Genomic DNA, 24,141 nt, shown 5'->3' on the forward strand with positions numbered 1-24,141 from the left:
TTCACTCCTTGATGCCGTCGGCGACGGCGCAGCGGCGCGGATCGGCAACCGCAGTGAGGGTGTCCGAGGCTTCGTCGCGCGCGATCACGGAGAAGCTCCCCATGTGGAAATCATAGCCCGACAGCCCGCCGACCCGGACGCCGAGCTTGTGCAGGTCCTGAACAACGCCGGGCGCCAGACGATCCTCGATCGCGACGAGCTGCCCGTCGGTCATCGGCAGCATGCGCGGCGCGTCGACCGCGGCATAGGGATCGAGCTTGAAGTCGAGCAGATAGGCGAGCACCTGCGGCAATGTGCAATGGATATTGCCCGGTGAACCGGCCGAAAAAACCGGCTTGCCGTCCTTCAGCACCAGCGTGTTGCCGATGATGCAGCGCGCCTTCGCGCCCTTGATCAGCACGGTGTCCATCGGGCTCTGCAGCGCGCCGAAGGTCGAATGGCTGCCGACCATCGGGATGCCGCCGACGACCTGCCCCGGAATGCCCGAGCCCTGCAGCGTGTCCATGAACTGGCACCAATTGCCGTCGGCATCGACCACCGCAATCTCGCAGCTGCCGCTCGGCTGCTTTTCCTCATGATGGACGAGCCGCGGCTTGCCCGAGGGGCCCGCGATCGCCGCCATCATGTCGCCTGCGCCGCCGGGGCCGTCGCCCGACAGACGGATATGATCGGTCATGTCGACCTTGGGCCGCGAACCCCGGATCAGCTTCGCGAGATGCTTGTGATAATCGTCGTCGAGCACCTCGACGCGCGGTACGTCATAGACATGGTCGTCGCGCGCATATTCCCAGTGGCGCTGGCCCTGACGCAGCGCATGGCCCATCGCCCAGATATGCTCGGCCGATCCCGGCGCCATGTCGCGGATGCCGAGATGTTTGAGCACGCCGAGCGCGACGCTCGAGAAAAAGCCCTGCGCCTGCGGCGGCCCGAGAAACAGGATTTCATATTCATTGTAGGGGAAGCGCAGCGGCTCGACCCAGCGCGGCGGCGTCTCGGTCATATGATCGAGCGTCACCTTCCAGCCGAGATCATTGCCCTTGGCGACAAATTTCTCGGCCCAAGGCCCGGTGATCATATGGTCGGGACCATTGTCGCGGACGCCGCGCAGCGTCTCGGCCATTCCCGGCGGCGTGAAGACATCGCCGACATTCGGGAAATAGCCGCTTGGCTGATAGAAATCGCGGCCCTCGGGGAAATAGGTGATGAACTTCTCGCCATAGATGTTCACGCCATATTCGAAGGTCGAAACCTCGTGCCCGGTCTCGGCCCAGCGCACCGCATCGGCGCAAAGGTCGGCCCAGTCCTTCGTCGCGAACCTGGCGTGGATTTCCTTCAGCCCGGGCATGAAGCCCGGAATGATCGCCGATGGCGGCGAGGTCGAATAGCTGCCGAGGCCGGGCGGCACCGGCCTGAACGGCGGCAGGCCCGAGGGATGGCCGCCGAGGCTGTCGAGCTGATGAATCTTGCCCGTCTTCGCTTCATAATAGAGCATGGTGACGAGACCGGCGTGGTTGGTCATGAACGGCTCGACCGCCGCCTGCACCATCGCGCCCGCAATCACCGCGTCGGCCGCGTTGCCGCCGCTGTTCAGCACCTTCATGATCGTCTCGGTGACGATCGCGCTGTCGGTCGTCACGGCCGCCTTCAATCCCGTCACCGGCACCTTCGGTCCCGGGTTCACGATATAACTTGAAAGGTCGGCCATAAGTCTCTCCTTTGATTATGATTCCGGTTCCGTGTCAGAGCACGACGGTCTTGTTCCCATTCTGGAAGATGCGGTGTTCGGCGTACCAGCGGACCGCGCGCGACAGCACCGACGCCTCGATCTCGCAGCCGATCGCGACCATTTCGTCCGCGGTAGTGCGGTGACTCACGCGGCGAACATCCTGTTCGATGATCGGGCCTTCATCGAGGTCGGCGGTGACGAAATGCGCCGTCGCCCCGATAATCTTGACCCCGCGTCCGTGCGCCTGGTGATAGGGCTTCGCGCCCTTGAAGCTCGGCAGGAAGCTGTGGTGAATATTGATGCACCGCCCCGCCAGCGCTTCCGAGAAACTGTCCGACAGTATCTGCATATAGCGCGCAAGCACGGTGAGCTCGGCGCCGCTTTCCCCGATGATCGACAGGAAGCGCGCCTCCTGCGCCTCCTTCCCTTCGCTCATCGGCAGGTGGTGATAGGCAAGCCCGTGCCACTCGGCGGTCTTGCGCATCGTCTCATGGTTCGACACCACGCCGACGATGTCGATCGGCAGCTGGCCGATTTCCTTCTTGTGGATGATGTCGATCAGGCAATGGCCGAATTTCGATACCGCGAGCAGCACCGGCGTGCGGCGCGCTAGATCGTGCAATTCCCATTCGAGCGCCAGTTCGCTGGCGACCGGTTCGACGACCTTTGCAAGTTCGTCGCGTCCGATGGGGCTCGTCAGCGCCATGCGCAGGAAAAAGCCGCCGGTATCGTCATCACCATAGACCTCGGCCTCGCGAATGTCGCACCCGCGCGCCGCCAATGTCGGCGCAACCGCCGCCATGATCCCCGGCCTGTCGGGCGCGCGGAATTTCAGAACGAGGTCGGACGTCGTCATACATTGTCTCCCGATATGGTCGCGCCGAGCATCCGCGCGGCATAGCCCGCCATCGACTGATCGAAGATCAGCCGGAAACAGGGCTGGCCGGCGCGGTCGGGCCGGCGGCTGATGAAAAATCCGGTGTCCGAAAAGGTCGAGCGCCGGGCGGCGCCGACGGGCATGGCCTCGTCGCCGAAATCGAGCGGGCAATGCGTTGCGAGCGCCGAAGCGGCCTTCGGACCGCTCAGTTCGAAGGTCGCACGGGCGTGCGTGATATCGACCATCAGCCCAAGATTGCCAGCGGCTTCGGCGCAATGTGTCCGGACGCGTTCGACATCGGCTTCGTTGCCCGTCACGAGCCATTCGCCGGGCGCGAGCCACGCGATGGCAACCGGGCCCGGCTCGACCTCGCCGAGGACCGGCGGCGGCGCGATGCCGAGGGCCGTCTCGAACCAGACATCGGGGTCCGCCGCCAGGATCTGCAGCTTGGCAATGCCGAGATGCGGTTCGGCCGCAAGCCGCACACCGGCTCCCTCGATCAGCAGGTCGTTCGCGGCGGCCAGCGCCAGCGTGATTGCGCCTGTATCAGCCATCGAGCTTTTCTCCCGCAGGATCATAGAAGCGCGGATCGACGATGCGTGCCGGGCGCCCCTTGCCCAGATCCCAGACCTGCACTGTCTCGCCGATCCGCGCGGTACCGCGTTCGATCAGCGCCATCGCGAGCGGGCGGCCGAGCGTCGGCGACTGGACCGACGAGGTGACCCAACCCTGCGTCGCGCCGATACCTTTTGTCTCCGACGCCAATATGTGCGCGCCGCATTCGAAGGCGCCGCCGGTATCGAGCGTTTCGAGGCCGACGAGCTGGCGGCGATCGACGCGCCGCCCTTCGGGCGTCATCGTCGAGCGGCGACCGATAAAATCGTCGGGCTTCTTCGCAACCGCGCCGCCGAAACCGACATCCTGGGGCATCGTCGTGCCGTCGGTGTCCGACCCCACGTGCAGGAACCCCTTTTCGATGCGCAGCGCCATCAGCGCCTCGACCCCGAAGGGCACAATGTCGTGCGGCGCGCCCGCCTGAATCATCGCGTCCCACAGCGCGCGGCCGTAATTCCACGGCACCGAGATTTCGTAAGATAGTTCACCCGAGAAGCTGACGCGCTGGATACGCGCGGGAACGCCGCCGACCAGCCCTTCGCGATAGGCCATGTGCGGGAAAGCGTCGCGCGACAGGTCGATCTCGGTGCCGATCGCTTCGAGCACCGCGCGCGCCTTCGGCCCCGCGACATTCATCACCGCCCAGCCGGTCGTCACATTCTCGACGAGCACCTTGAGGTCGGTCCATTCGCACTGGAGCCATTCCTGCAGAGTGTCGGCGATCGCCGCGGCATGGCCGCTCGTCGTACCGACGAGATAATGATCCTCGGCGATCTTGGCGAACACGCCATCGTCATAGATGATGCCATGTTCGCTGAGCATCAGCCCGTAGCGGCAACGTCCGACCTTCAGATTGCGGACACCGTTCACATAGACGCGCTGGAGGAACTCGGCGGCGTCGGGGCCCTTGACCTCGATCTTGCCGAGCGGCGAGGCGTCGAACAGCCCGACCTGCCCGCGCACTGCGAGCACTTCGCGCGCGACCGCTACATGCTCGTCCTCGCCGGCGCGCGGGAAACAGGCGGGCCGCAGCCACGAGCCGTAATTCTCCATCTTCGCGCCCGCCGCGAGCGCCGATGCATGCGCCGCCGACTGCGCGATCGGCATCAGATTTTCGCCGACCGCGCGCCCCGCGAAACCGCCGATCGTCACCGGATCGAAGGGCGGACGGAATTTGGTCGTGCCGATCGCCTGCGGCGCCTTGCCGAGCAGGTTCGACAGCATATGGATGCCGGTGACATTCGACGTCTTGCCCTGATCCGACGCCATGCCGAGGGTGGTATAGCGCTTGAGGTGTTCGACCGAGCGGAAATTCTCGCGCGCGGCGATCTGCACGTCGCCCGCGGTCACGTCGTTCTGGAAATCGACCCACGCCGTGCCCGCGCGCGCATCGCCGTCGGCGAAATGCAGCGTCGGGCCGACCGAGGCCGGAAGCGGCGCCGCGACCGCATCGTCCTGTCCCGCCGCGCGGCCGCTCGCGATGGCAGCGTCGAGATCGAAGATGCCCGCCGCCGCGCCGACATTGACCGCCGCCTGCACCGACTTGCTCGGCAGGAAGGCTTCGAGCGACGAATTGAACGCCAACGATCCGCCCGACTGCGAATGGAGATGCACCGCGGGGTTCCAGCCGTTCGACATCAGGACGATGTCGCAGGCGATCGACTCACTGGCCTTGCCATCGGCGACAGCGGCGACGACGACTCCGCCAACGCGGCGTCGGCCCTTCGCCTTGACCGGCGCGCTGTCCATGATCGTCCGGATCCCGCGTGCCGCCGCGCCCGCGATCGCGTCGCCTCCCCTTGCCCGGCTGTCAACGATCGCGGCGATCCCGACCCCGGCATCATGGAGCGCGAAGGCGGCCTGATAGGCGCTGTCATTGTTCGTCGCGACGACGATGCGGCGTCCCGGCGCGACGCCATAGCGCAGCGCATAGGTCTGCGCTGCGGAGGCCAGCATCACGCCCGGCAGGTCGTTGCGGGCGAAAGCCATCGGCCGCTCGAACGCGCCGGTCGCGAGGATGGCGCGCTTCGCGCGGACCTTCCACAGGCGCTGACGCGGACCGCTGCGCTGATGCGGCGGCAAATGATCGGTCATACGCTCGCACAAGCCGACAAGCTGGTGATCGTAGAAACCGAACGCCATCGTCCGGTTCATCACCGTCACATTGGGCATGCCCGACAGCGCGGCGAGCATCCGGTCGCGCCAAGCGATTGCGGTCAGCCCCTCGATCTCGGACGGCTCCGCAAGCAAACCGCCGCCGAGTTCGGCGTCGGCCTCGACCAACAGCACCTTCTCACCACCCTTTGCCGCTACGATAGCAGCAGCAAGCCCCGCGGCACCCGACCCGACAACCATGATGTCGGTATGCGCGAAACGGTGATCGTAGCTGTCGGGGTCCACACCTTCAGGCGCGTTGCCAAGGCCCGCCGCCTTGCGGATCGCGGGCTCGAACCAGTGCCAGTTCGGCCACATGAAGGTCTTGTAATAGAAGGCGGCGGGAATGAAGCGCTTGAACATGCTGTTCGCCGCGAGCAGGTCGAACTCGGCGCTCGGCTTCGCGTTGACCGGGTTCGCGACCAGCCCTTCGTAAAGCTCGATCTGCGTCGCCTTGACGTTGGGAACCGCGACCGCGCCCGTTTCGAGCTGGACGATCGCGTTCGGCTCTTCGAGCCCCGCCGCGAGCAGCCCGCGCGGGCGGTGATATTTGAAGCTGCGGCCGACGATCGAGACGCCGTTCGCCATCAGCGCCGAGGCAAGCGTATCGCCCGGATGGCCGTGCAGCGTCCGCCCCGCCCATGTGAAGGATATCCGCGCGCCGCGATCGACGCGGCCGGCCGCCTTCAGGCGCCAGCCGCTCATATGACGCCTCCTGCAACCGCGCCGGGCGCCGCCTCGCTCACCGCGCTCTCGCCCGCTTCGGGACAGGCCTCGCCCATCTTGTAGGTGACACGGAACCGATGCGTCACTGTATCGCGCGCGGCGTTGAACCAGCGGCGGCATCCCGCCGCGTGGAACCAGCGTTCGCGATGCTCGCCCTTGGGATTTTCGCGATTGTAGAGATAGTCGGCCCATTCGGCGTCCGACACTTCGGTGTGCGGTCCCGGCCGCTGGATATGGCTCTCGCCGCCGCAGCGGAATTCGATTTCCGCGCGCGGGCCGCAAAAGGGGCAATCGATCAGCAACATTCCTTGAATTTCCCCCTAGTGCGCGATGCCCGAGGCCGAGGCCTCGTCGATCAGCGCGCCGGTCGTGAAGCGCTCGATGCCGAAGGCGTCGGCAAGCGGGTGCGACCGTCCCGTCGCCATGACGTGCGCGAGACACCAACCACCCGCCGGGATCGCCTTGAACCCGCCCGTCCCCCAGCCGCAGTTGATGTAGAGCCCGCCCACCGCGGTCGGGCCGATGATCGGAGTCGAGTCATGGACGACATCGACGATCCCCGCCCATTGACGCAGGAAGCGCATACGCGAAAATTGCGGGAAAAGTTCGAGCACTCCCGCCGCGGCACGCTCCATCCACGGCAGATTGCCCCGCTGTGCATAGGAGAGATAGAGATCGAGCCCCGCACCGAGGACGAGCTCGCCCTTGTCCGACTGGCTGAGATAGGTGCCCGTCGCGGGCGAAAGAATCACGGTGTCGAGACACGGTTTCACCGGCTCCGACACGAAGGCCTGGAGCGCGTAGGAACTGACCGGGAGCCGCAGCCCCGCCTTCGCCGCGAGCACCGAGCTGTGCCCCGCGACCGCCATGCCCACGCGATCGGAGCGCATCGTGCCGTGGCTCGTTTCGACCCCGCGCACCTGCCCGCCCTCGATCAGGAAGTCCTGCACTTCACAATTCTGGATGATGTCGACGCCGAGCGCCGACGCCGCGCGGGCATAGCCCCACGCGACCGCATCGTGCCGCGCCGACCCGCCGCGCGGCTGGTTGACGCCGCCGAGGATCGGAAAGCGCGGGTCGGGATTGAGCCCCGGAATATGCGCGTAAACGCTCGGCCCGTCGTGGAACTCGGCATCGATACCGTTGAGCAGCATCGCGTTCGCCGAGCGCCGCGCCATTTCGAGCCCGTGCCGGTCGTGCGCAAGCGTCCACATCCCGCGCTGCGAGAACATGATGTTGTAATTGAGCTCGTCGCTCAGCTTCTCGTAGAGCTGGACCGAAAATTCGTAGAAGGCTGCCGATTCCGGGAAAAAATAATTCGAGCGGATAATCGTCGTGTTGCGGCCGGTATTTCCGCCGCCGATCCAGCCGCGCTCGATCAGCGCGACATTGGTGAGGCCGTGATTCTTCGCAAGATAATAGGCTGTCGCAAGCCCATGCCCGCCGCCGCCGATGACGATCGCGTCATAACGCGTCTTCGGCGCCGGATCGCGCCACGCCGGCTCCCAGCCACGCTGACCGTTCAATCCTTCGCGCAAAAGCGACAGCGCCGAATAGCGTCTCGTCAAGACTCACCTTCCTCTCGCCTTTTAGATGCACATATGTATGCAAATGCGCAATAGGGATTTTGAACGAGCACCTCAAACGGACTCATTATCGAAAACGCAGCAAAGTCCGCGAGACACGCAATATATTACAATCAGTTATTCGCGTCTTCGCGCACAGGCCGCGCAATCGACACCGAAGGCGTGACGGCGTACAGCTGTGCACCACACGACCGATTCTGGCGGCCCCGCCGCCGGGGGCTGTTTCCCGTCGCGCCATCCCCGTCGCGACATTCAGGGCGCTCCGGCGGACCGGCCCCTCACTTCCCTCGCGCTCCAAACCCGAATAATTGTCCGCTACGGACGGCCGACGAGCGGTCCTCCTCGCGGCGCGCCTTACCGCGCCTTATCCACCCCTTCCATTTTCTAACGTCCGCACACACTTTTATTTTATTCATATATGCATATATTATTCGCGGCCGGCCCCTTTTTCGCCGTCGCCGGTACAGCAAGGGAGGAAATCATGGTCGCGCGCATCATCGACGGAAAACAGCGGGCGGCTGTCTTGCGCCGCGATATCGCGATCGGCGTCGGGCATCTCCGCGACGAGACCGGAATCACGCCAAAGCTGGCCACAATTCTGGTCGGCAACGACCCGGCCAGCGCGATCTACGTCCGCCGCAAGGCAGAGCAGGCCGCGGCGGTCGGGATGCAAACCGAGAGCCACCGGCTTTGCGAAACGATTGCGCAGGCCGAATTGCTGTCCCTGATCGACGCGCTCAATCGCGACGGGGCGGTGCACGGGATATTGGTCCAGCTACCGCTCCCGCAGCATATCGACAAGGCGGCCGTTCTGCGCGCAATCGACCCCGCCAAGGATGTCGATGGCTTCCATCCGATCAACGTCGGCCTGCTCGCAAGCGATGACCACGCGGCGCTGGACCGCATCATTCCCTGCACTCCAATGGGATGTATGATGTTGCTGGTTGACGAGCTCGGATCGCTTGAAGGCCTGAACGCCGTCGTTGTCGGCTGCTCAAACATCGTAGGCCGGCCGATGGCACAATTACTCCTGCAAGCCCGCTGCACCGTGTCGATCGCGCATATCCATACGCGCAACCTTCCCGATCTCGTGGCCGCAGCGGATATATTGGTGAGCGCCGCCGGCGCGCCGGGGTTGATCAAGGGAGCCTGGGTCAAGGCCGGCGCGATCGTCATCGACGTCGGTATCAATCATGTACCGAACGACGACGGCCACGGGTCACGGATCGTCGGGGACGTCTGCTTCGACGAAGCGAAGGAGCGCGCGTCGGCCATCACGCCTGTGCCGGGAGGCGTCGGGCCGATGACGATCGCATGCCTGCTCGAAAATACGCTGCGCGCGGCGAGCGCCCTTCAGGCGCGCGACCTCCCGAATTCCGAAACGAGAAAAAAAGGAACGCCGCAATTTGCGTGATAGCCCGCAAAGCGCCGGCAAAATAAATGCATATATGAATGCCTTAGCGATATCGGGCGCAAAGCCGCCCCATCCGGCCGATAAGCTTCACCGCGAAAATTACACTCATTGCTCCAAAGGCGCACGACGCTCGTCAATTCGCTCCGACCGCCGATCGGCATCAACCGCGGAAAATCGCGCCTATTAAAAATGATTTTATTTAAGTTGTCATATAACTGATTAATGTGTACACCCGATGACGGACAGCGCTTCAGGTGCTGACGCGGGAGATGGGCGCATGAGGCAGAGCGACGTTAACGCTATGCATGATGATCGGCTGACGCTGGGCAAGCGGCGACCATCGCTGGTTGACGCCACTTGCGAACATATCCGCGCCAGCATCTTGTCGGGCACGCACAAGCCCGGCGCACAGCTCCCGACCGAAGCCGAATTCGTCGATTTGCTCGGCGTGAGCCGGACCGTGGTTCGTGAGGCGATCGCCCGACTCGCGGCAGCGGGATTGGTCGAGGCCCGACAGGGAAAGGGCCTGTTCGTCAGCGAAACCGCGCGCTACCAGGCTTTTCAGATCACGCGCGACGAGATAGAAAATCTCGGCGACGTCATCCAGCTGCTCGAGCTCAGGCTCTGCGTTGAAACCGAGATGGCCGCACTGGCCGCCGAACGCCGCACCGAAGCCGATCTGATGAGCATGCGTCAGCAGCTCGAAGTTCTCGGCGCGGCGGCGATCGGCCTCGAGGATTCGGTGAAGGCCGACGTCGAATTCCACAACGTCATCGCCCGGGCGAGCAAGAACAGCTATTACGCCAAACTCATAGACTTTCTGGGTGTCCGCCTCGTCCCTCCACGCTCGCTCTATCTGCGGCAGGGCCAGAGCTATATCGGCGCAAGCTACAAGGACGTGATCGGCGCTGAGCATGAGGCGATCCTCGACGCCATCGTCCGCGGCGACCCCGACGCCGCACGCGCCGCCGCGAGAACACATATGAGCGGCAGCCTCAAACGGCACCGCGAACTCCACGACTACATATCGGTCAACAGTCCGACGGGCTGAAATCACACCATCAGTACAGACCTGAAGGGGAACCCAGGCACCGAATTGAGTCCGGCAGAATAATAAGATCAATCCGTCAACTTGTACGATATCTTATAGGGAGAGATCCATTGAAGGTCAGTCTTCGTGCCTCTGTGGCGCTAATCGCACTCACAACCGGTATACCCGCAGCGCTTGCGCAAACCGCGCCGGCCACCGATCCCGCTGCCGGCCAGGCTGCCACCGATCCGGCCGCAAGCGACGGACAGGATGCATCCGGCGACATCGTGGTCACCGGTATCCGGCAAAGCCTTGCCCGCGCTGCGGAGATCAAGCGCGAGTCGACCGCCGTGGTCGATTCGATCGTCGCCGAGGATATCGGCAAGCTGCCCGACCTTACGACGGCGTCCGCGCTCCAGCGCGTCCCCGGCGTGCAGGTCGTCGTCGGCGGCAACAACGAGATCGTCGGCGCGCGCATCCGCGGCCTCGACGACATCATCACCACGCTCAACGGGCGCGAGATTTTCACCGGCGTCGGCCGCGGCTTCTCGTTTCAGGACCTGCCAGCCGAAGCGCTTGCGGGCGTCGATGTCTACAAGTCCAATTCGGCCGAGCGGCTCGAGGGCGGCGTGGCGGGCGGCGTCAACATGCGCCTGCGCCGCGCGCTCGACTTCAAGGAACTGACGATCGCCGGCAGCGCGCGCGCGACCTATCTGCAGGAGGCGGGTTCGAAGAACACGATCAATCCGGCGCTGAGCATGCTCGTCGCCAACCGCTGGGACGCGGGCGAAGGCGAGATCGCGGCGATGGTCGGCATTTCCTATCAGCGCAACAAATATGCCCGGCCGATCGCCTGGAACGACTGGACACGCGCCACGAGCGCGGGGCCCGCAGGCTCGCCCCAGAACCTGCACTCGCCCACCGGTTTCGCCGCCGCCATCGAGTTCGGCAAATATGAACGCCCGCAGGCGAATTTCTCGCTCGAATGGGCGCCCGATACCGACACCAAAATTTATGTCGAGGGCCTGTTTGCGGGCTATCGCGGCGATGTCTTCCAGGCGCGCCCGACCTTCCGCGCCTTTACCGGCACGTCGTTCGAGGCGACCGCCGGCGACACCTGCGAGGATTTCGCTGTCGGCCCCGACGGCTATTATTCGGGCAATGTGCAGAGCCCGACCAACCCGACGGGGACCGGCACGATCCGGGAGTTGTGCAACGCCACTGGCTATACCGCGCGCAACCTCGAATATTATACCGCGACCGTCGCCAACAAGGCACGCACCGACATCTATGTGATCGCCACCGGCTTCAACAAGGAGATCGGCGCGCTCAGCTGGAACACCGACATCTCCTATGAATCCTCGATCAACCGGAACAACAGCTTTCGCGTCGATATCGGCAAGCGCATCGCCGAACTGGTTCAGGTCAGGGACGACAATCACGAGGTCAGCGCGACGATGCCGGGCAACCCCATGAACGACCCCGCCGGCCTCGCTTTCGCCAATGGCATGACCGAAGACATCAACCGCAGCCGCGGCACCTTGTGGTCGGTGATGAGCGACGCCAAATATGATTTCGACGGCGGGTTCCTCGACTATGTCCAGGCAGGCGTTCGCGTTGCGCGGCGCAAGGCCGGGTTCGAGCAGTATCTGGGCGGTCCGCCGGCCCCCGGCGGTTCGTTCGCGACGCCGCTGGCCACCGCCGGCCTTCCCGACGATATCCTTTCGCAGGCCCCCGGCGTCCCGCAGATGAACGATGGCGCATCCTTCCTGCAGATCGACCCCCGCTATCTGACGCAGGAATCGATCAAGCGGCAGCTGAGGACGCTGTATCGCATCTCGCCCGACACGCCGGCCTTCGACCCGACGCGCGACTATGACGCGCAGGAAAAAAGCTATGCCGGCTTTCTCCAGGCAGGCTACGAATTCTCGCTGGGCGACACGATTTCGGTCGACGGAATGGTCGGTGCCCGCCTGACCCGCACCGACCGCAACATCGCCGGTTCGGGCCGCGTGACCGATCCCGCGACGGGCACCTCGCGCATCGAACTTGTCCGGCGCTCGACCAGCGACACCGATCTTCTGCCCAACGCCAGCGCGCGCATCCGGTTCGGCGGCGGTCTCCAGTCGCGCTTCAACTATTCGAAGACGCTTTCGCGGCCGAGCTTCGGCCAGCTCAATCCGGGCCTCAGCTATGTCGTGTCCTACGTCAACACGATCCAGAACTCGGGATCGGGCGGCAATCCCGACCTCCGGCCGCAAAAGGCAGACAGCTTCGATGCGTCGCTCGAATATTATTTCGGCCGCAGCAACTATGTGTCGGTGGTCGGCTTCTATCGCGACATCACCGATCGCATCATCAACGGGACCGAGGTGCGGACGATCGACGGCCTGCAATATGTGATCTCGACCCCCCGCAATCTGGGGTCCGCCAAGATCAAGGGCGTCGAAGTCGGCGGCCAGCTGTTCCTCGATTTCCTCCCCGAAGGTCTCGACGGCGCGGGCGTGATCGGAAACTTCACGGTCATCGACAGCGAGGTGACGACACCCGGCGACCGGCTTCAGGGGCTGCCGCTGCTCGGCGTGTCCAAATATAATTACAACATCGGCCTGATCTACGAGAAATACGGCATTTCGGCGCGGATGATCTACACCTACCGCTCCCGCTATTTCGACGGCGACATCACCAACGGCCTCTCGCTCCGGCCGGTTTCGATTCCTGTGGGTCTCAACGGCATCCGCGCCGCCGGTCGGCTCGACTTCGGCCTCAATTACGATGTGACGCCGAACATCACGGTCAGCCTCGCCGGCACGAACATTACCGGCCAGAAAACGCGCAACTTCGAATCGCGCGAGGATTTCGTCCGCGAGGTACGGAACGACGACACGACCTACTCGCTCGGGGTCCGCTTCAACTTCTGAGCCCCGACGATGATGACAGAACAAGACAGGAGGATGATTTGAACAGGAAACGGATGCTCGCGGCGCTGGGGCTGGCGACGATTTTGACGGCCGGCAGCTTCGCACTGCCCGGGGTGGCGCATGCGCAGGCCGCGGCGACCGTTCTCAACCAGCCGGCGAAGGCTCTTCCCGGCGATGTGCGCGCCACCCGCACGCAGGGCTCGGTGACCATCGACTGGCCGTCGGCGCAAAATGAGCGCGCGCAGCTCGTCCTGTCGCTCGACCCGGGCAAACCGCTGATCCGGACGGTGGCCATTGCCGGCAAGGCGGTCCTCGGCGGGGTCGATCCCGCCGGCGTGGTCACCGTCGGCACGCGCGACCTCAAGCAGGGCTGGACAGTCTTCTTCGACAATCCGCGGACGCGGCCGTTCGAGAGCTTCCCGCTTACGCTTGCCCGTAACAACATCACCGTGCGTGCGGAGGGCGGGAACACAAAGGTGATCGTCGGCGGCGCGGCGGCCGGACCGTTCTCGGGCACCTATGAATTCACCATCTATCCGGGCTCGCGACTGGTCCGCGCGGCGATGGTGATGTCGACCGCGCGCGAGGCCACCGCCTATACTTTCGACGCCGGGCTCGGGGTCGCGTCCTCGGCAGCCTTGCCGTGGCGCTCGATCGCCTTCACCGACACCAGCGATGCGATGGTGCGCAGGGAAGGCGATGCGTCACGGAGGCCCGCGGTGTCCCCCAAGGTGCGCGCGCGGATGATCGTCGCGGAAGGTCCGTCGGGCGGTTCGCTCGGCATCGTCCCGCCGCCGCATCAATTCTATTACCCGCTCGACTATGCCAACAACGACAATTCGGCGTGGTACGGCAACGATTATCGCAACCTTGCCGGCCGCACGAGCTTCGGCGTCCGCCAGACGCTCGAGGGCGACCGGCGCTATGTGCCGTGGGTCAACGCCCCCCCGGGCACGATGCAGGACATGGGCGTGTTCCTCCTGCCCGACAGCGGCGACGCGGCGAGCGTCACCAAGGCCGCGCTCGCCTATACCCGCGGCGACCGCTTCAAGGCGCTCGACGGGCATCGCACCTTCACCAGCCACTATCATGTCGAGCACACCGAAGCCTTTCTGAACACGCAGCGCTTCCAGCAATCGACCGGCGTGCCCGACGGGCTTGAGGTCCCGGCGTTCGTCAGGCGCTTCAAGGACATGAACGTCGAAATCGTCCATCTGGCCGAGCTCCACCTCGGACGCGAGGCGCTGGATCGCGCCGGTGACCGGCTGACCCTGCTCAAGACGATGCACGCGGAAACCGCGCGGCTGTCGGACGACAAGCTGCTGCTGCTGCCGGGCGAGGAGCCCAATGTCCATCTCGGCGGACACTGGATCAGCTTTTTCCCCAAGCCCGTCTATTGGACGCTCGATCGCAAGGAGGGACAGCCCTTCGTCGAGAACGATCCCAAGCTGGGCAAAATCTATCATGTCGGATCGCAGGAGGACGTCCTGAAGCTGATGCAGGACGAGAAGGGCCTGATGTGGACCGCGCACCCGCGGATCAAGGGGTCCTATGGTTTCCCCGACAAGCACAAGGACACGCCGTTCTTCAAGAGCGACCGCTTCCTCGGCGGAGCGTGGAAGAACATGCCGTCGGACTATTCGCTGCCGCGCCTCGGCACGCGCGTGCTCGACACGCTCGACGATATGAACAACTGGGCGGCGACGCCGTCCGAGCGCAAGTTCGCCCCCGGAGAGGTCGACGTGTTCCAGCTCTCCGACGAGAGCGAACTCTACGCCCACATGAACATCAACTATCTCCGCCTCGACGGACCGTTGCCGCGCTATACGGATGGCTGGCAGAGCGTGCTCGACGCGCTGCGCGGCGGCCGCTTCTTCACCACCACCGGCGAGGTGCTGATCCCCGAATTTTCGATCGACGGGGCGAAGAGTGGTGAAGAAGCCGCGTTCGGACGGAATGCGGTGGTGCGCGCAAAGGTCGAATGGACCTTCCCGCTCGCCTATGCCGAGATCGTCAGCGGCGACGGCAGCAAGGTCTATCGCGATCGCATCGACCTGACCGGAGCAGCCCCCTTCGGCACCCGGACGATCGAGAAGCGTGTCAACCTCAGCGGCCGCAAATGGGCGCGTATCGAGGTGTGGGACGTCGCGACGAACGGCGCCTATACTCCGCCCGTATTTCCGAAAACGAAGTAACCTCCCCTGCCCATGCGGTCGTCGGCGCTGCGCGCTCCGGCGGCCGCATGGGGCCTTTTTACCATGCCGTCGGACGGGCCATTCGACCGGCTCAGCGCCGCGGCGGCGCCAGATAGACCGAATGATCGAGTTCCCCTTCCCACCGCGCGACCGTCGTCGCGACGGTCAGGTTCGCGCTGGCGCTTGGAACGGTGCGGGTCATGTCGAGCAGGCGATCGAACGGCAGGACGAAGCCGACGATCAGCGCCGTCTGCTCGGGCGCGACGCCGACAGCGGATAGCACGGCCGCGAGCATGAAGAGCGACGCCGACGGTACCGGCGCGGTGCCGAAAGCGGCGAGCGCGCCGGTCAGCAGGACGATCGCGAGAACGCCTGCGTCGATCGGCACGCCGAATGCCTGGAGGCTGAAGATGCCGAGTAGCCCGACATACATCGCGGTGCCGTCCTTGCCGATACTCGCGCCGAGCGGCAGCACGGTCGAATAGACGCTGGACGATATGCCGAGATTCTTGCCCGCGACGGTCATCGCAACGGGCAGCGTCGCCGAGGAGGAAGCGGTCGAGAAGGCGATCACCAGCGCGTCGATAATGCCGCGAAAGAAGGGAAACACCGGCAGCCGTGCGAGAAGCCGCAGGATCAGGCTGTGCACGAGGACGATCTGTATGAGCGATCCCACGACCACCGCAAGCGCAAGCCATCCGATATTGACGAAGACCGCGGCGCCATTGGCGGCGACGGCATTGGCGATCAGCGCGAAGACTCCGATCGGCGTCGCTTCCATCACCAGCCCGACGATCTTGAGCAGCACCGCCGACAGCGATTGCAGCAAGCCCGCAAAGGGCTTGCCCGGCTCGCCCGCGAGCACGGTGCCGACGCCGACGAGGATCGCGACGAAGATCAGCGCGAGCATGTCACCCTTCGCCAGCGCGTCGACGATGTTGAGCGGGATGATCCCCACGAGCTGATCGTAAAGCGGTACCGCGTCGCCGAGCGCCTTGGGCACCGCGTCGCCTACGGGGACGCCCACCCCGGGGCGGATGAGCATCGCGACCGCCATTCCGACCGAAACCGCTATGGCAGTCGTCAGCGCGAACAGCCCGACGGTCCGTCCGCCGAGCGGCCCCAGCCGCTTCGGATCGGCGAGCGACGTGATGCCGGCGGCGATGGTGACGAGCACGATCGGCGCGACGAGCATGCGGATCGCGCGGACGAACAGGTCGCCGAGAACCGCAATCTTCGGCGCGGCTTCGGGCCATATCAGCGCCAGCGCCAGCCCCGCGACCAGCCCGCCGAGCACGCGTTTCCATAGCGGTATCGCGAACCATTTACGCATGATCGCGAAAGCCTTCGCGAATGAACACGACCAACGAGGAAACCGCTCCGCCTGTTATCCCCGGCCAGCCTGTGCGCCCGCCTGCTGCATCCTGCATATCGATTGCGCCCTTCCCCATAACCACTTGCTATATATCGTCGATCACCTGCGCGACGACCTTCAGGAAATCGGTCGCGAGCGCGGTCGGCGGCCGGTTGTGCAGATACATGGCATAGAGGTCGAAGGTCACGGGCGGGGTCAGCGGACGGATCGCGAGCCCCGGCGCGAGCGCCGCCTGCGCGGTGAAGCTGTCGACAACCGTGAGTCCGACGCCCGCGCGGACGAGCGCGGTCGCGATATAGAAAGTCCGCGCAGACATCGCATGGTCGAACTCCAGCCCGAGCCGGCGCTGCTCCTCAATGAACATCTGGCCGATCGGGCCGCTCGCGGCGACGCTGATGAAATGATGCTCGCGCAGATTCGCGAGCGCGAGCCGCGGGGGAGCATCGGGTATCTCGGCCTCACGGTACAGGACGACCAGTTCACCCTCGCCCAGCCAGCGGCTGCCGATCGGCGCGTTCTGCGGCACCTCGACCGCGATCGCGACGTCGGTCTCGCGCTCGTGCAGCTTGCGGACGAGATCGTCGTGATGGACGGTCTGCAAATCGAAATTCACATTGGGGTGATCGCGCAGGAAGCGTGCCACCGCCTCCGGCAAGACCCCCAGCGCCAGCGAGGGCAGCGCGGAAATGCGCAGCATCATACCCGAACCGCGCCGGAGGTTGCGCGCGCCTTCGCGCAGCGCATGGACGCGATCCTGGATTTCGCGCACCTCCTCGAACAGCGCATGCGCGTCTTCGGTCGCGACGAGGCGACCGTTGGCGCGTTCGAACAGCGGAAAGCCCAGAATCGATTCCGCATGACGCAGCGTTTTCGACACCGACGGCTGCGAAATATTGAGCGCGCGCGCCGCCGCGCTGACCGATCCGTTGGTATAGACGGCGTAGAAAATCTCGATGTGGCGCAGGTTCATGATGGCCATCGTGACCGGCGTCCCGCCGCGCGGCAAGTCAATTTGCTGGCCACGCTCCTGCCCTGCCTATCTGCAGCCCGTTCCGACGGCTTTCCGCGGCAGCGGGCGTCCGCCCGCCAATCCGGTCACTTCGCCGTTTTCGATGGCGAGCGATCCGTTGACGACGACGAAGCGCATTCCTGTCGAAAAGAGCGCCGGGCGGGCATAGTCGGCGCGCGGCGCGAATTTCGCGGGATCGAACGCGATCACGTCGGCGAAGGCGCCGGCCTTGAGCTCGCCGCGTCCTTCCAGCCCGAACATGCGCGCCGTCGTCGTCGTACTTTGCTTGATGAAGGTCGCGAGGTCGAGGACGCCCTTGTCCTTGACATAGGTCGCATATTTGCGCGCGTAGGACGCGTAATAACGCGGATGCCCCTGCGAAGCGTCCGAACTGGTGACGACCCACGGGCGTGTCATGAAGGCGGCGATGTCCGCCTCGTCCTGATTGAAGGAGGCAACACCCGCCTCGCGCTGTTTCAGGACCATGATCGCCGCGTCGACCGGATCGATGCCGCGGTCCTTTGCGACCTGTTCGAGCGTCTTGCCCTCGAACGCAGCGGGGCCAGAGGTGATCAGCAGCGATGCGGGGCCGCCGCGACGGCGAAGGTTATCCACAATTTCGGGCCGCATGCGCGCCATCGCCGCGCTGTCGTCGAAGCGGCCCACCATCGCCGCGCGGCCGCCGTCCTGCGCCCAGCGCGGAAGCAGCGCCGCCGAGAGCCCGGTACCCGACGCCGACCAGGGATATTGGTCGGCATGGACGATCTGGCCCGCCTTCTGCGCCGCCTCGATCAGTGCGATGATCGCGGGCGCCTGTCCGTGGACGTCGACGCCAAGCGCCTTGATATGCGCTATGTGGACCGGCATGCGGGCGTCGCGTCCGACAGCCAGCGCTTCCTCGACGGCGCCCTTCAGCCCGATGGTGTAGCTCGACTCGTCGCGAATATGGCTGTCATAGATTCCGCCCCGCACCGCCGCAACTTTCGCCAACGCGACAACCTCCTCGCGCTTCGCGAAGCTCTGCGGCGCATAGAAAAGTCCCGTCGAGAGGCCGAGCGCGCCGTCGCACATCGCCTTGTCGAGCAGCGCGGTCATCCGTCCGAGTTCGGCGGGCGTCGGCGCGCGATCGGCGCCGCCGATCACCTTCGCCCGCACTGCGCCAAGGCCGACATAGGCGGCAAAATTGATACCATAATCGCGCGACGACTGGCCGAGTCCCTCATCATCGCCGCCCGCGCCGGCATCGACGACGCCGAAGCTGCGCGCAATATCGGGGCTGCCGCCGCCATCGACACCGATGAAGGCCGTCGTAACGCCCTGCGTCAGGAACGGCAGGACAAGCCGCGTCGCGGGATTCTTCGACGCAAGCGCATCGTTCACATGCGCATGCGGATCGATGAAGCCGGGGGCGACGATCAGTCCCGTCGCATCGATCGTCTTCGTCGCGGCGCCGGGCGCCTTCGGTCCGACATAGACGATCCGGTCGCCGCGGATCGCGACATCGCCGCGAAAGGGGGCCGCATCTCCGGTGTAGACCGTCCCGCCGCGGATCAGGAGGTCGGCGACGCCCCGCGGTTCCACCACCCCCTGCGCCGATGCGAGCGTCGCCGCAGCCAGAAGCGCAATCGTTGCCGTCGTGAACTTGATATACCGGATCATTGCGACACCCCGTTTTTGCCGTTTATCAAAGACGCTATGTCGTCCCCCAAAAGCCTGCGGCCGGCGGCGTCAAGATGCCGCGTGTGCCCTCGACCCCGCCCTCGCGATCGACAGCGAGCCAGAGCGGCCCGTCGAGATCGACGAAGGCCGACCGCGCCGCAACGATCAGGGCCGGCGCGATCGACAGCGAGGAGGAGATCATGCAGCCGGTCATCACGCCGAGCCCTGCGGCTTCGGCGGCCTCCGCGAGCGCGAGCGCGCCGGTCAGGCCGCCGGTCTTGTCGAGCTTGATGTTGATGACCTGATATTTGCTCGCGAGCGCGGCGACGTCGCCCGCGACATGCGCCGATTCATCGGCGGCGATGGGAATGAGCGGCTCAAGGCCTTCGAGCGCATCATCCTCGCCTGCAGGCAGTGGCTGTTCGAGCAGGTCGATACGCAGCTCGGCGAGCAGCGGCTGCAGCCGTTCAACCTCGGCGATCGTCCAGCTCTCGTTGGGGTCGACGATGATCCGCGGGTTAGGCGCCGCATCGCGCACGACGCGAATCTGCGCCTCGGGATCGGTGCGGTCGACCTTGATCTTGATCAGCGGAACATCGGCGAGGGCGCGCGCCGCTCCCGCCATTGCCGACAGCGCGTCGAGGCCGACCGTCATGGCGGTGGGAGTGGGCGCGATATCGGGCCGGCCGAGGCGGTCGGCGACGCCGCGTCCCGACAATTTGCTTTCGAGATCCCACAAGGCGCAATCGACGGCGTTGCGCGCCGCGCCGGCGGGCATGAGCGCGAGCAATTCCTCGCGTGTCGCCCCGTCGGCGATCGCGCCGCGCGCGTTTGCGATATCATCGAGCGCGCCCGCGATACTCTCGCCGTAACGGAGATAGGGCACTCCCTCGCCGCGTCCGGTGGCGCCATCGGCCACGATCTCGACGGTGACCACCTCGGCCACCGTCTTGACACCGCGCGATATGCGGAAAGGCCGGGCTAGCGGGAAAGCGTCGCTTCGTGCGACGATGGTTCGAAGCATTCATTGATCCTGTCGATGATGGGGTCCACGCCGTGCGCAAAGGGATCGGTGCAGGGCAAACCGAGCGCGTCGGCGGTTTCGGCGCACAGACGAAGCGCCTCTTCGGGCGCGAGCTTCGACGTGTTGAGCGCGACGCCGACCGCCTGCACATCCGGACTGGTCAGCCGCGCGACCTGCAGATTGGCCGCCAGCGTCTCCCTGAGCCCCGGCATGCTGTAGTGCGGCAGACCGCGCATGTGCGGACGGACGGGATCGTGGCAGAGCAGCAGCGCATCGGGCTGCGCGCCGTGGAGCAGCCCGGTCGAAACGCCCGCGAAGGACGGATGGAAGAGCGAACCCTGCCCTTCGATCAGATCCCAGCCCCCGTCGCCGCGCGCGGGCGAAATCTGCTCGATCGCGCCCGAAATGAAATCGGCGATCACCGCATCGAGCGGAACGCCGCCGCCGGCGATCAATATGCCTGTCTGTCCCGTAGCGCGAAAATCGGCCTTCATACCGCGTGCACGCATCCCCTTCTCGAGGCACAGCGTCGCGTACATCTTGCCGACCGAACAATCGGTGCCGACGGTCAAAAGGCGCCGGCCCGCGCGCGGCTTGCCATTGCCGATCGGAATGTCGGGGCGCGGATCGCGGACGTCGTGCAGTCGGCGGCCGTGGCGCGCCGCCGCCTCGACCAGCGCGGGCTCGTCGCGCAGGCGGTTGTGCAGGCCGGACGCGATATCGAGTCCGGCCCCGATCGCCGCCAGCGCGTCGCGCACCAGGTCATCGCCCATTTTTCCGCCCGCATTGGCGATACCGAGAACGAGCGTCCTTGCGCCAGCCGCCACCGCCTCGGCAAAGCCCATGCGCGGCAGGCCGAGCGTCAGTTCGCAATCGTCGTGGCGAAACTCGCCGACGCATTCGCCGGGCCTGAACACCGCAAGACCGCGCGACGTCTTGATGCCGACTTCGTCGTTCACACGGCCAAGATAGAGAAGATAGGGGCTGGCGATCATGTAGTGCCTCTCGGATGGGGACGATGTCATCATGGGAGAGTTTGCCCGCCGACGCGTCTTCAAAGACGGAACGGGTCCATAACTGGCGGTTATACGGGATCGACATACTCTTTCGCCGAACTTGACGGACGGTCCCGGCTTGCCGAAGGTCGCGCGCTTGAAGTCGATATGAACAGGATCGGGGCAACGGGTCGATGAGAGGGTTGGTTCGCCGCGGGCGCGCGGCGCCCGAGGGGCGACTGCCGGTGCGGGGCGGAATGCCGATCGGATCAGAGGCCGGCGCGTGACCGCGTCGGCGATCGAAGCGAACGGGATGGCCGCGGCGCCCGGTGCCGATGCGCCGGCCGACACGCACGGCATGCCCGCCAGGCCATCGGCGCGCCGCCTGCTCGCCCTCTATCTGCTGCTCGGTTTCTCGGCGGGCCTGCCTTTCTACATGTTCAACGCGGTGCTGACCCTGCGCCTGTCGCGGCACGGCGTCGACATCGTCATCATCGGCTTCTTCGCGTGGATCGCCCTGCTGCCGACCTTCAAATTCGCGTGGGCGCCGTTGATCGAGCGCTACGACATACCCGGTTTCGCACGCTTCTGGGGGCGGCGCCGCGGGTGGATCATGCTCTCGCAGCTCGGCATCTTTCTCTCGATGGCCGCGATGGCCTTCACCTCGAACGACAAGAGCCTGCCGCTCACCGCGCTGTTCGCGATCCTGCTCGCCTTCTGGACGACGACACTGGAAGTCGCCGCCGACGGATGGCGCATCGAACTCGCGCCGTCGCAGGCCGGGCAGGCCCCGATCGTCGCCGCCAACCTCTGGGGCTATCGCAGCGCGATGGTCGCGGCGGGAAGCGGCGCAATCCTTGTCGCCGCCTGGGCCGACTGGACGGTCGCCTATATGGCGATCGCCGTCGCCGCCTTCCTGCCTTTCCCGATCCTCGCGGCGATGCGACCCGAACGTGAAGGCGCCGAAGGTCGCGCCCGGGCATTGGCCACCGGGACGCTTGCCAGCTTGCTCATCGTGCTCGCGGCGACGATCGTCACCGCCGGACTCGGTTGGGCGCTGCTTTCCACTGCCCAAAGCGCGGGAATTTCGGCAAGGACCAATGTCACACCGGTCGTTCTGGCCCTCGCGCTGTTACCCTTCGTGGTGCTGGCATTGGCGCTGCCTCGCATCCGCCGCCTGCCCGCCGATGCGCTCGGCAGCATGTCGAGCTTCGCCGCGCCCTATGTCGAGCTCTTCTGGCGCTACGGCACGCCCGTGCTGGCGATACTCGCCTTCGTCTCGCTATACCGGATGGGTGACGTGCTCACGCTGACGCTGTCGCACCCGTTGTGGAACGACAGGGGCTACAGCCTGCACCAGATCGGCGTCGCCGACGGCGTCGTTGCCTTGTCGGCGAGCATGGCGGGAGTCGCCTTGGGCGGCTTTCTGTCGACCCGCCTGTCGCTCGGCTGGACGCTCGGCATCGGCGCGGTGACCGCGGCGCTCGGCAACTGGATCTATGTCTGGCTGTGGCACAGCGAGCCATCGGCGTTCATCCTCTATACCTCCGTCGCGGTCGACCAGTTCGGCAACGGGTTCGCGGGAGCGGTCTTCGTCGTCTATCTCTCGATGCTGGTCAGCCCGTCCTGTCCGGGCGCGCAATATGCGTTGCTCTCGGGTTTCGCCTTTCTGCTGCCGCGCCTTCTCGCCGGCGCCTCGGGATCGATGCAGACTGAGATCGGCTATGACGGCTTCTTCCTGCTGTCGGGCGCGCTGAGTTTCGCTGCGATCTTCCTGCTGCCCGTGATCGTGCGCGTGAAAGCCCGCTCGGCATGACGATCCGGCAGGTCTGCGAACAAGGCTTCGCACCGGCGCTGGAAGCGGTCGAAGGCGGCCGCATTCCCGGCGCCGCGCTCGGCGTCGTCAGCGCCGATGGCGAGAGCGCGGTGCGTTTCGCCGGAATGGCCGCACTCGTCCCCGAGCGGGAGGAACTGACCCGCGCTCACTGGTTCGATCTCGCTTCGCTCAGCAAGGTCATCGCAACGACGGTGATGGTCCTGAAACTCGCCGAGCAGGGCCGCCTCGAGCTCGACCGCCCGCTGACCGACGCGATCCCCGATCTTCGCCAATATGACGTCGCGAACGCCGCCGAGCGCAAGCTGACCTTCCGCGACTGCCTGATGCACCGCAGCTTCCTGCCCGCGGTCGAGCCCGTCTATACCTATGGCAGCGATCCCGCGCGCCTGCGCGCCTTCGTCCTGCAACGCGAATGGCGCCACGGCCCACCCGTCTATTCGGACATCAATTTCATCCTGCTCGGGATCGCGGTCGAACGTATCACCGGCGCGCCGCTGCCGGACTGGCCGCTCGGCGAAGGCCTCGGCTTCGGCCCGCCGCCCGGCCCCGCGGTCGCAACCGAACTTTGCAGCTGGCGCGGACGCGTGATGAAGGGCGAGGTGCACGACGAAAACGCCTTCGCGCTCGGCGGCGCGCCCGGTCATGCGGGGATGTTCGGAACCGTCGATGGCGTGCTCGGCTTTGCGCGCGCGATGCTGGCCGGCGAAATCCTGTCACCCGCGATGATGACCGAGGTCCGCACCGCGGGCGACCGCCACCGGACCTGCGGATGGGAACGCGCCTTTGCCGGATGGCACGGCGGCGACGCCTGTTCGGCCGACACGATCGGCCACACGGGCTTCACCGGCACCGGCCTCTGGATCGATTTCGCGCGCGGTCTCGCCTGGACTTTGCTCACCAACCGGGTCCATCCGACCCGCCACGCCGACAGCGGCATCACGACCCTGCGCCCTGCGGTGGGCGAGCGGGTCATTTCAGCCTGGGACGAACGGACATAA

17 protein-coding genes are annotated in these 24,141 nt (G+C 65.5%); 6 read left to right on the top strand and 11 right to left on the bottom strand.

The window, feature by feature from the left end; genetic code table 11:
- Position 1: 1 nt before the first annotated feature.
- The 6 genes from JHC57_RS04125 to JHC57_RS04150 are packed head-to-tail and all read right to left on the bottom strand — an operon-like array spanning position 2 to position 7,666.
- On the bottom strand, positions 2–1,705 hold the full coding sequence (locus JHC57_RS04125) for a gamma-glutamyltransferase (RefSeq protein WP_294028778.1): 1,704 nt from the start codon (positions 1,703–1,705) through the stop codon (positions 2–4).
- 34 nt (positions 1,706–1,739) lie between these two features.
- On the bottom strand, positions 1,740–2,582 hold the full coding sequence (gene purU / locus JHC57_RS04130; RefSeq protein ID WP_294028779.1) for a formyltetrahydrofolate deformylase: 843 nt from the start codon (positions 2,580–2,582) through the stop codon (positions 1,740–1,742).
- Entirely contained in the window at positions 2,579–3,157 is a 579-nt protein-coding gene (locus tag JHC57_RS04135) for a sarcosine oxidase subunit gamma (RefSeq protein ID WP_294028780.1), read from the bottom strand. Before JHC57_RS04135 ends, purU begins: the two co-directional genes overlap by 4 nt.
- Positions 3,150–6,077 (bottom strand): sarcosine oxidase subunit alpha family protein, encoded by a 2,928-nt coding sequence (locus tag JHC57_RS04140; protein ID WP_294028781.1) that lies wholly within the window; start codon positions 6,075–6,077, stop codon positions 3,150–3,152. The genes JHC57_RS04135 and JHC57_RS04140 overlap by 8 nt, the downstream gene beginning before the upstream one ends.
- On the bottom strand, positions 6,074–6,403 hold the full coding sequence (locus tag JHC57_RS04145; protein WP_294028782.1) for a sarcosine oxidase subunit delta: 330 nt from the start codon (positions 6,401–6,403) through the stop codon (positions 6,074–6,076). Before JHC57_RS04145 ends, JHC57_RS04140 begins: the two co-directional genes overlap by 4 nt.
- 15 nt (positions 6,404–6,418) lie before the next feature.
- The gene (locus JHC57_RS04150; RefSeq protein WP_294028783.1) at positions 6,419–7,666 is read right to left on the bottom strand and encodes a sarcosine oxidase subunit beta family protein; all 1,248 of its coding nucleotides are present in this window, start codon (positions 7,664–7,666) and stop codon (positions 6,419–6,421) included.
- Positions 7,667–8,162: 496 nt separating this feature from the next.
- On the opposite strand from JHC57_RS04150, the gene folD reads away from it, so the two are divergent.
- The 4 genes from folD to JHC57_RS04170 all read left to right on the top strand — a co-directional run bounded on the left by folD (position 8,163) and on the right by JHC57_RS04170 (position 15,244).
- Entirely contained in the window at positions 8,163–9,098 is a 936-nt protein-coding gene (gene folD, locus JHC57_RS04155) for a bifunctional 5,10-methylenetetrahydrofolate dehydrogenase/5,10-methenyltetrahydrofolate cyclohydrolase (protein ID WP_294028807.1), read from the top strand.
- 277 nt (positions 9,099–9,375) lie between these two features.
- Positions 9,376–10,149, top strand: a complete 774-nt coding sequence (locus JHC57_RS04160; protein WP_294028784.1) for a FadR/GntR family transcriptional regulator — start codon at positions 9,376–9,378, stop codon at positions 10,147–10,149.
- Positions 10,150–10,259: 110 nt separating this feature from the next.
- Positions 10,260–13,049 (top strand): TonB-dependent receptor, encoded by a 2,790-nt coding sequence (locus tag JHC57_RS04165; protein ID WP_294028785.1) that lies wholly within the window; start codon positions 10,260–10,262, stop codon positions 13,047–13,049.
- Positions 13,050–13,087: 38 nt separating this feature from the next.
- Entirely contained in the window at positions 13,088–15,244 is a 2,157-nt protein-coding gene (locus JHC57_RS04170) for a hypothetical protein (RefSeq protein WP_294028786.1), read from the top strand.
- A gap of 91 nt (positions 15,245–15,335) precedes the next feature.
- On the opposite strand, the gene JHC57_RS04175 is transcribed toward JHC57_RS04170, so the two are convergent.
- The 5 genes from JHC57_RS04175 to dgcN form a co-directional block, all read right to left on the bottom strand.
- Positions 15,336–16,577: a dicarboxylate/amino acid:cation symporter gene (locus tag JHC57_RS04175; protein WP_294028787.1), complete on the bottom strand. Its 1,242-nt coding sequence runs from the start codon at positions 16,575–16,577 to the stop codon at positions 15,336–15,338.
- A gap of 127 nt (positions 16,578–16,704) precedes the next feature.
- Positions 16,705–17,589: a LysR family transcriptional regulator gene (locus tag JHC57_RS04180; RefSeq protein WP_294028788.1), complete on the bottom strand. Its 885-nt coding sequence runs from the start codon at positions 17,587–17,589 to the stop codon at positions 16,705–16,707.
- 66 nt (positions 17,590–17,655) lie between these two features.
- On the bottom strand, positions 17,656–19,287 hold the full coding sequence (locus JHC57_RS04185) for an amidohydrolase family protein (RefSeq protein WP_294028789.1): 1,632 nt from the start codon (positions 19,285–19,287) through the stop codon (positions 17,656–17,658).
- Between the two features lie 34 nt (positions 19,288–19,321).
- Positions 19,322–20,311, bottom strand: a complete 990-nt coding sequence (gene dgcA, locus JHC57_RS04190; protein ID WP_294028790.1) for an N-acetyl-D-Glu racemase DgcA — start codon at positions 20,309–20,311, stop codon at positions 19,322–19,324.
- Positions 20,269–21,306 (bottom strand): N-acetyltransferase DgcN, encoded by a 1,038-nt coding sequence (dgcN, locus tag JHC57_RS04195; protein ID WP_294028791.1) that lies wholly within the window; start codon positions 21,304–21,306, stop codon positions 20,269–20,271. The genes dgcA and dgcN overlap by 43 nt, the downstream gene beginning before the upstream one ends.
- A 283-nt stretch (positions 21,307–21,589) precedes the next feature.
- Here dgcN and JHC57_RS04200 point away from each other — a divergent pair, with 283 nt between their 5' ends.
- Positions 21,590–23,122 carry a permease gene (locus JHC57_RS04200; protein WP_294028792.1) on the top strand — a complete coding sequence of 511 codons (1,533 nt, stop codon included), beginning with the start codon at positions 21,590–21,592 and terminating at the stop codon, positions 23,120–23,122.
- Positions 23,119–24,141, top strand: a complete 1,023-nt coding sequence (locus tag JHC57_RS04205) for a serine hydrolase (RefSeq protein ID WP_294028793.1) — start codon at positions 23,119–23,121, stop codon at positions 24,139–24,141. Before JHC57_RS04200 ends, JHC57_RS04205 begins: the two co-directional genes overlap by 4 nt.

Origin of the sequence: Sphingopyxis sp., assembly GCF_016463645.1 — a bacterium.
GTDB lineage: Bacteria > Pseudomonadota > Alphaproteobacteria > Sphingomonadales > Sphingomonadaceae > Sphingopyxis.

What these genes read in the sequence shown, in the direction of transcription:
- JHC57_RS04140 (WP_294028781.1), bottom strand. Translation starts at nt 6,077, where the DNA reads ATGAGCGGCTGGCGCCTGAAGGCGGCCGGCCGCGTCGATCGCGGCGCG.
- JHC57_RS04180 (WP_294028788.1), bottom strand. Translation starts at nt 17,589, where the DNA reads ATGAACCTGCGCCACATCGAGATTTTCTACGCCGTCTATACCAACGGA.
- JHC57_RS04145 (WP_294028782.1), bottom strand. Translation starts at nt 6,403, where the DNA reads ATGTTGCTGATCGATTGCCCCTTTTGCGGCCCGCGCGCGGAAATCGAA.
- purU (WP_294028779.1), bottom strand. Translation starts at nt 2,582, where the DNA reads ATGACGACGTCCGACCTCGTTCTGAAATTCCGCGCGCCCGACAGGCCG.
- JHC57_RS04205 (WP_294028793.1), top strand. Translation starts at nt 23,119, where the DNA reads ATGACGATCCGGCAGGTCTGCGAACAAGGCTTCGCACCGGCGCTGGAA.
- dgcA (WP_294028790.1), bottom strand. Translation starts at nt 20,311, where the DNA reads ATGCTTCGAACCATCGTCGCACGAAGCGACGCTTTCCCGCTAGCCCGG.
- dgcN (WP_294028791.1), bottom strand. Translation starts at nt 21,306, where the DNA reads ATGATCGCCAGCCCCTATCTTCTCTATCTTGGCCGTGTGAACGACGAA.
- JHC57_RS04175 (WP_294028787.1), bottom strand. Translation starts at nt 16,577, where the DNA reads ATGCGTAAATGGTTCGCGATACCGCTATGGAAACGCGTGCTCGGCGGG.
- JHC57_RS04185 (WP_294028789.1), bottom strand. Translation starts at nt 19,287, where the DNA reads ATGATCCGGTATATCAAGTTCACGACGGCAACGATTGCGCTTCTGGCT.
- JHC57_RS04125 (WP_294028778.1), bottom strand. Translation starts at nt 1,705, where the DNA reads ATGGCCGACCTTTCAAGTTATATCGTGAACCCGGGACCGAAGGTGCCG.
- JHC57_RS04160 (WP_294028784.1), top strand. Translation starts at nt 9,376, where the DNA reads ATGAGGCAGAGCGACGTTAACGCTATGCATGATGATCGGCTGACGCTG.
- JHC57_RS04135 (WP_294028780.1), bottom strand. Translation starts at nt 3,157, where the DNA reads ATGGCTGATACAGGCGCAATCACGCTGGCGCTGGCCGCCGCGAACGAC.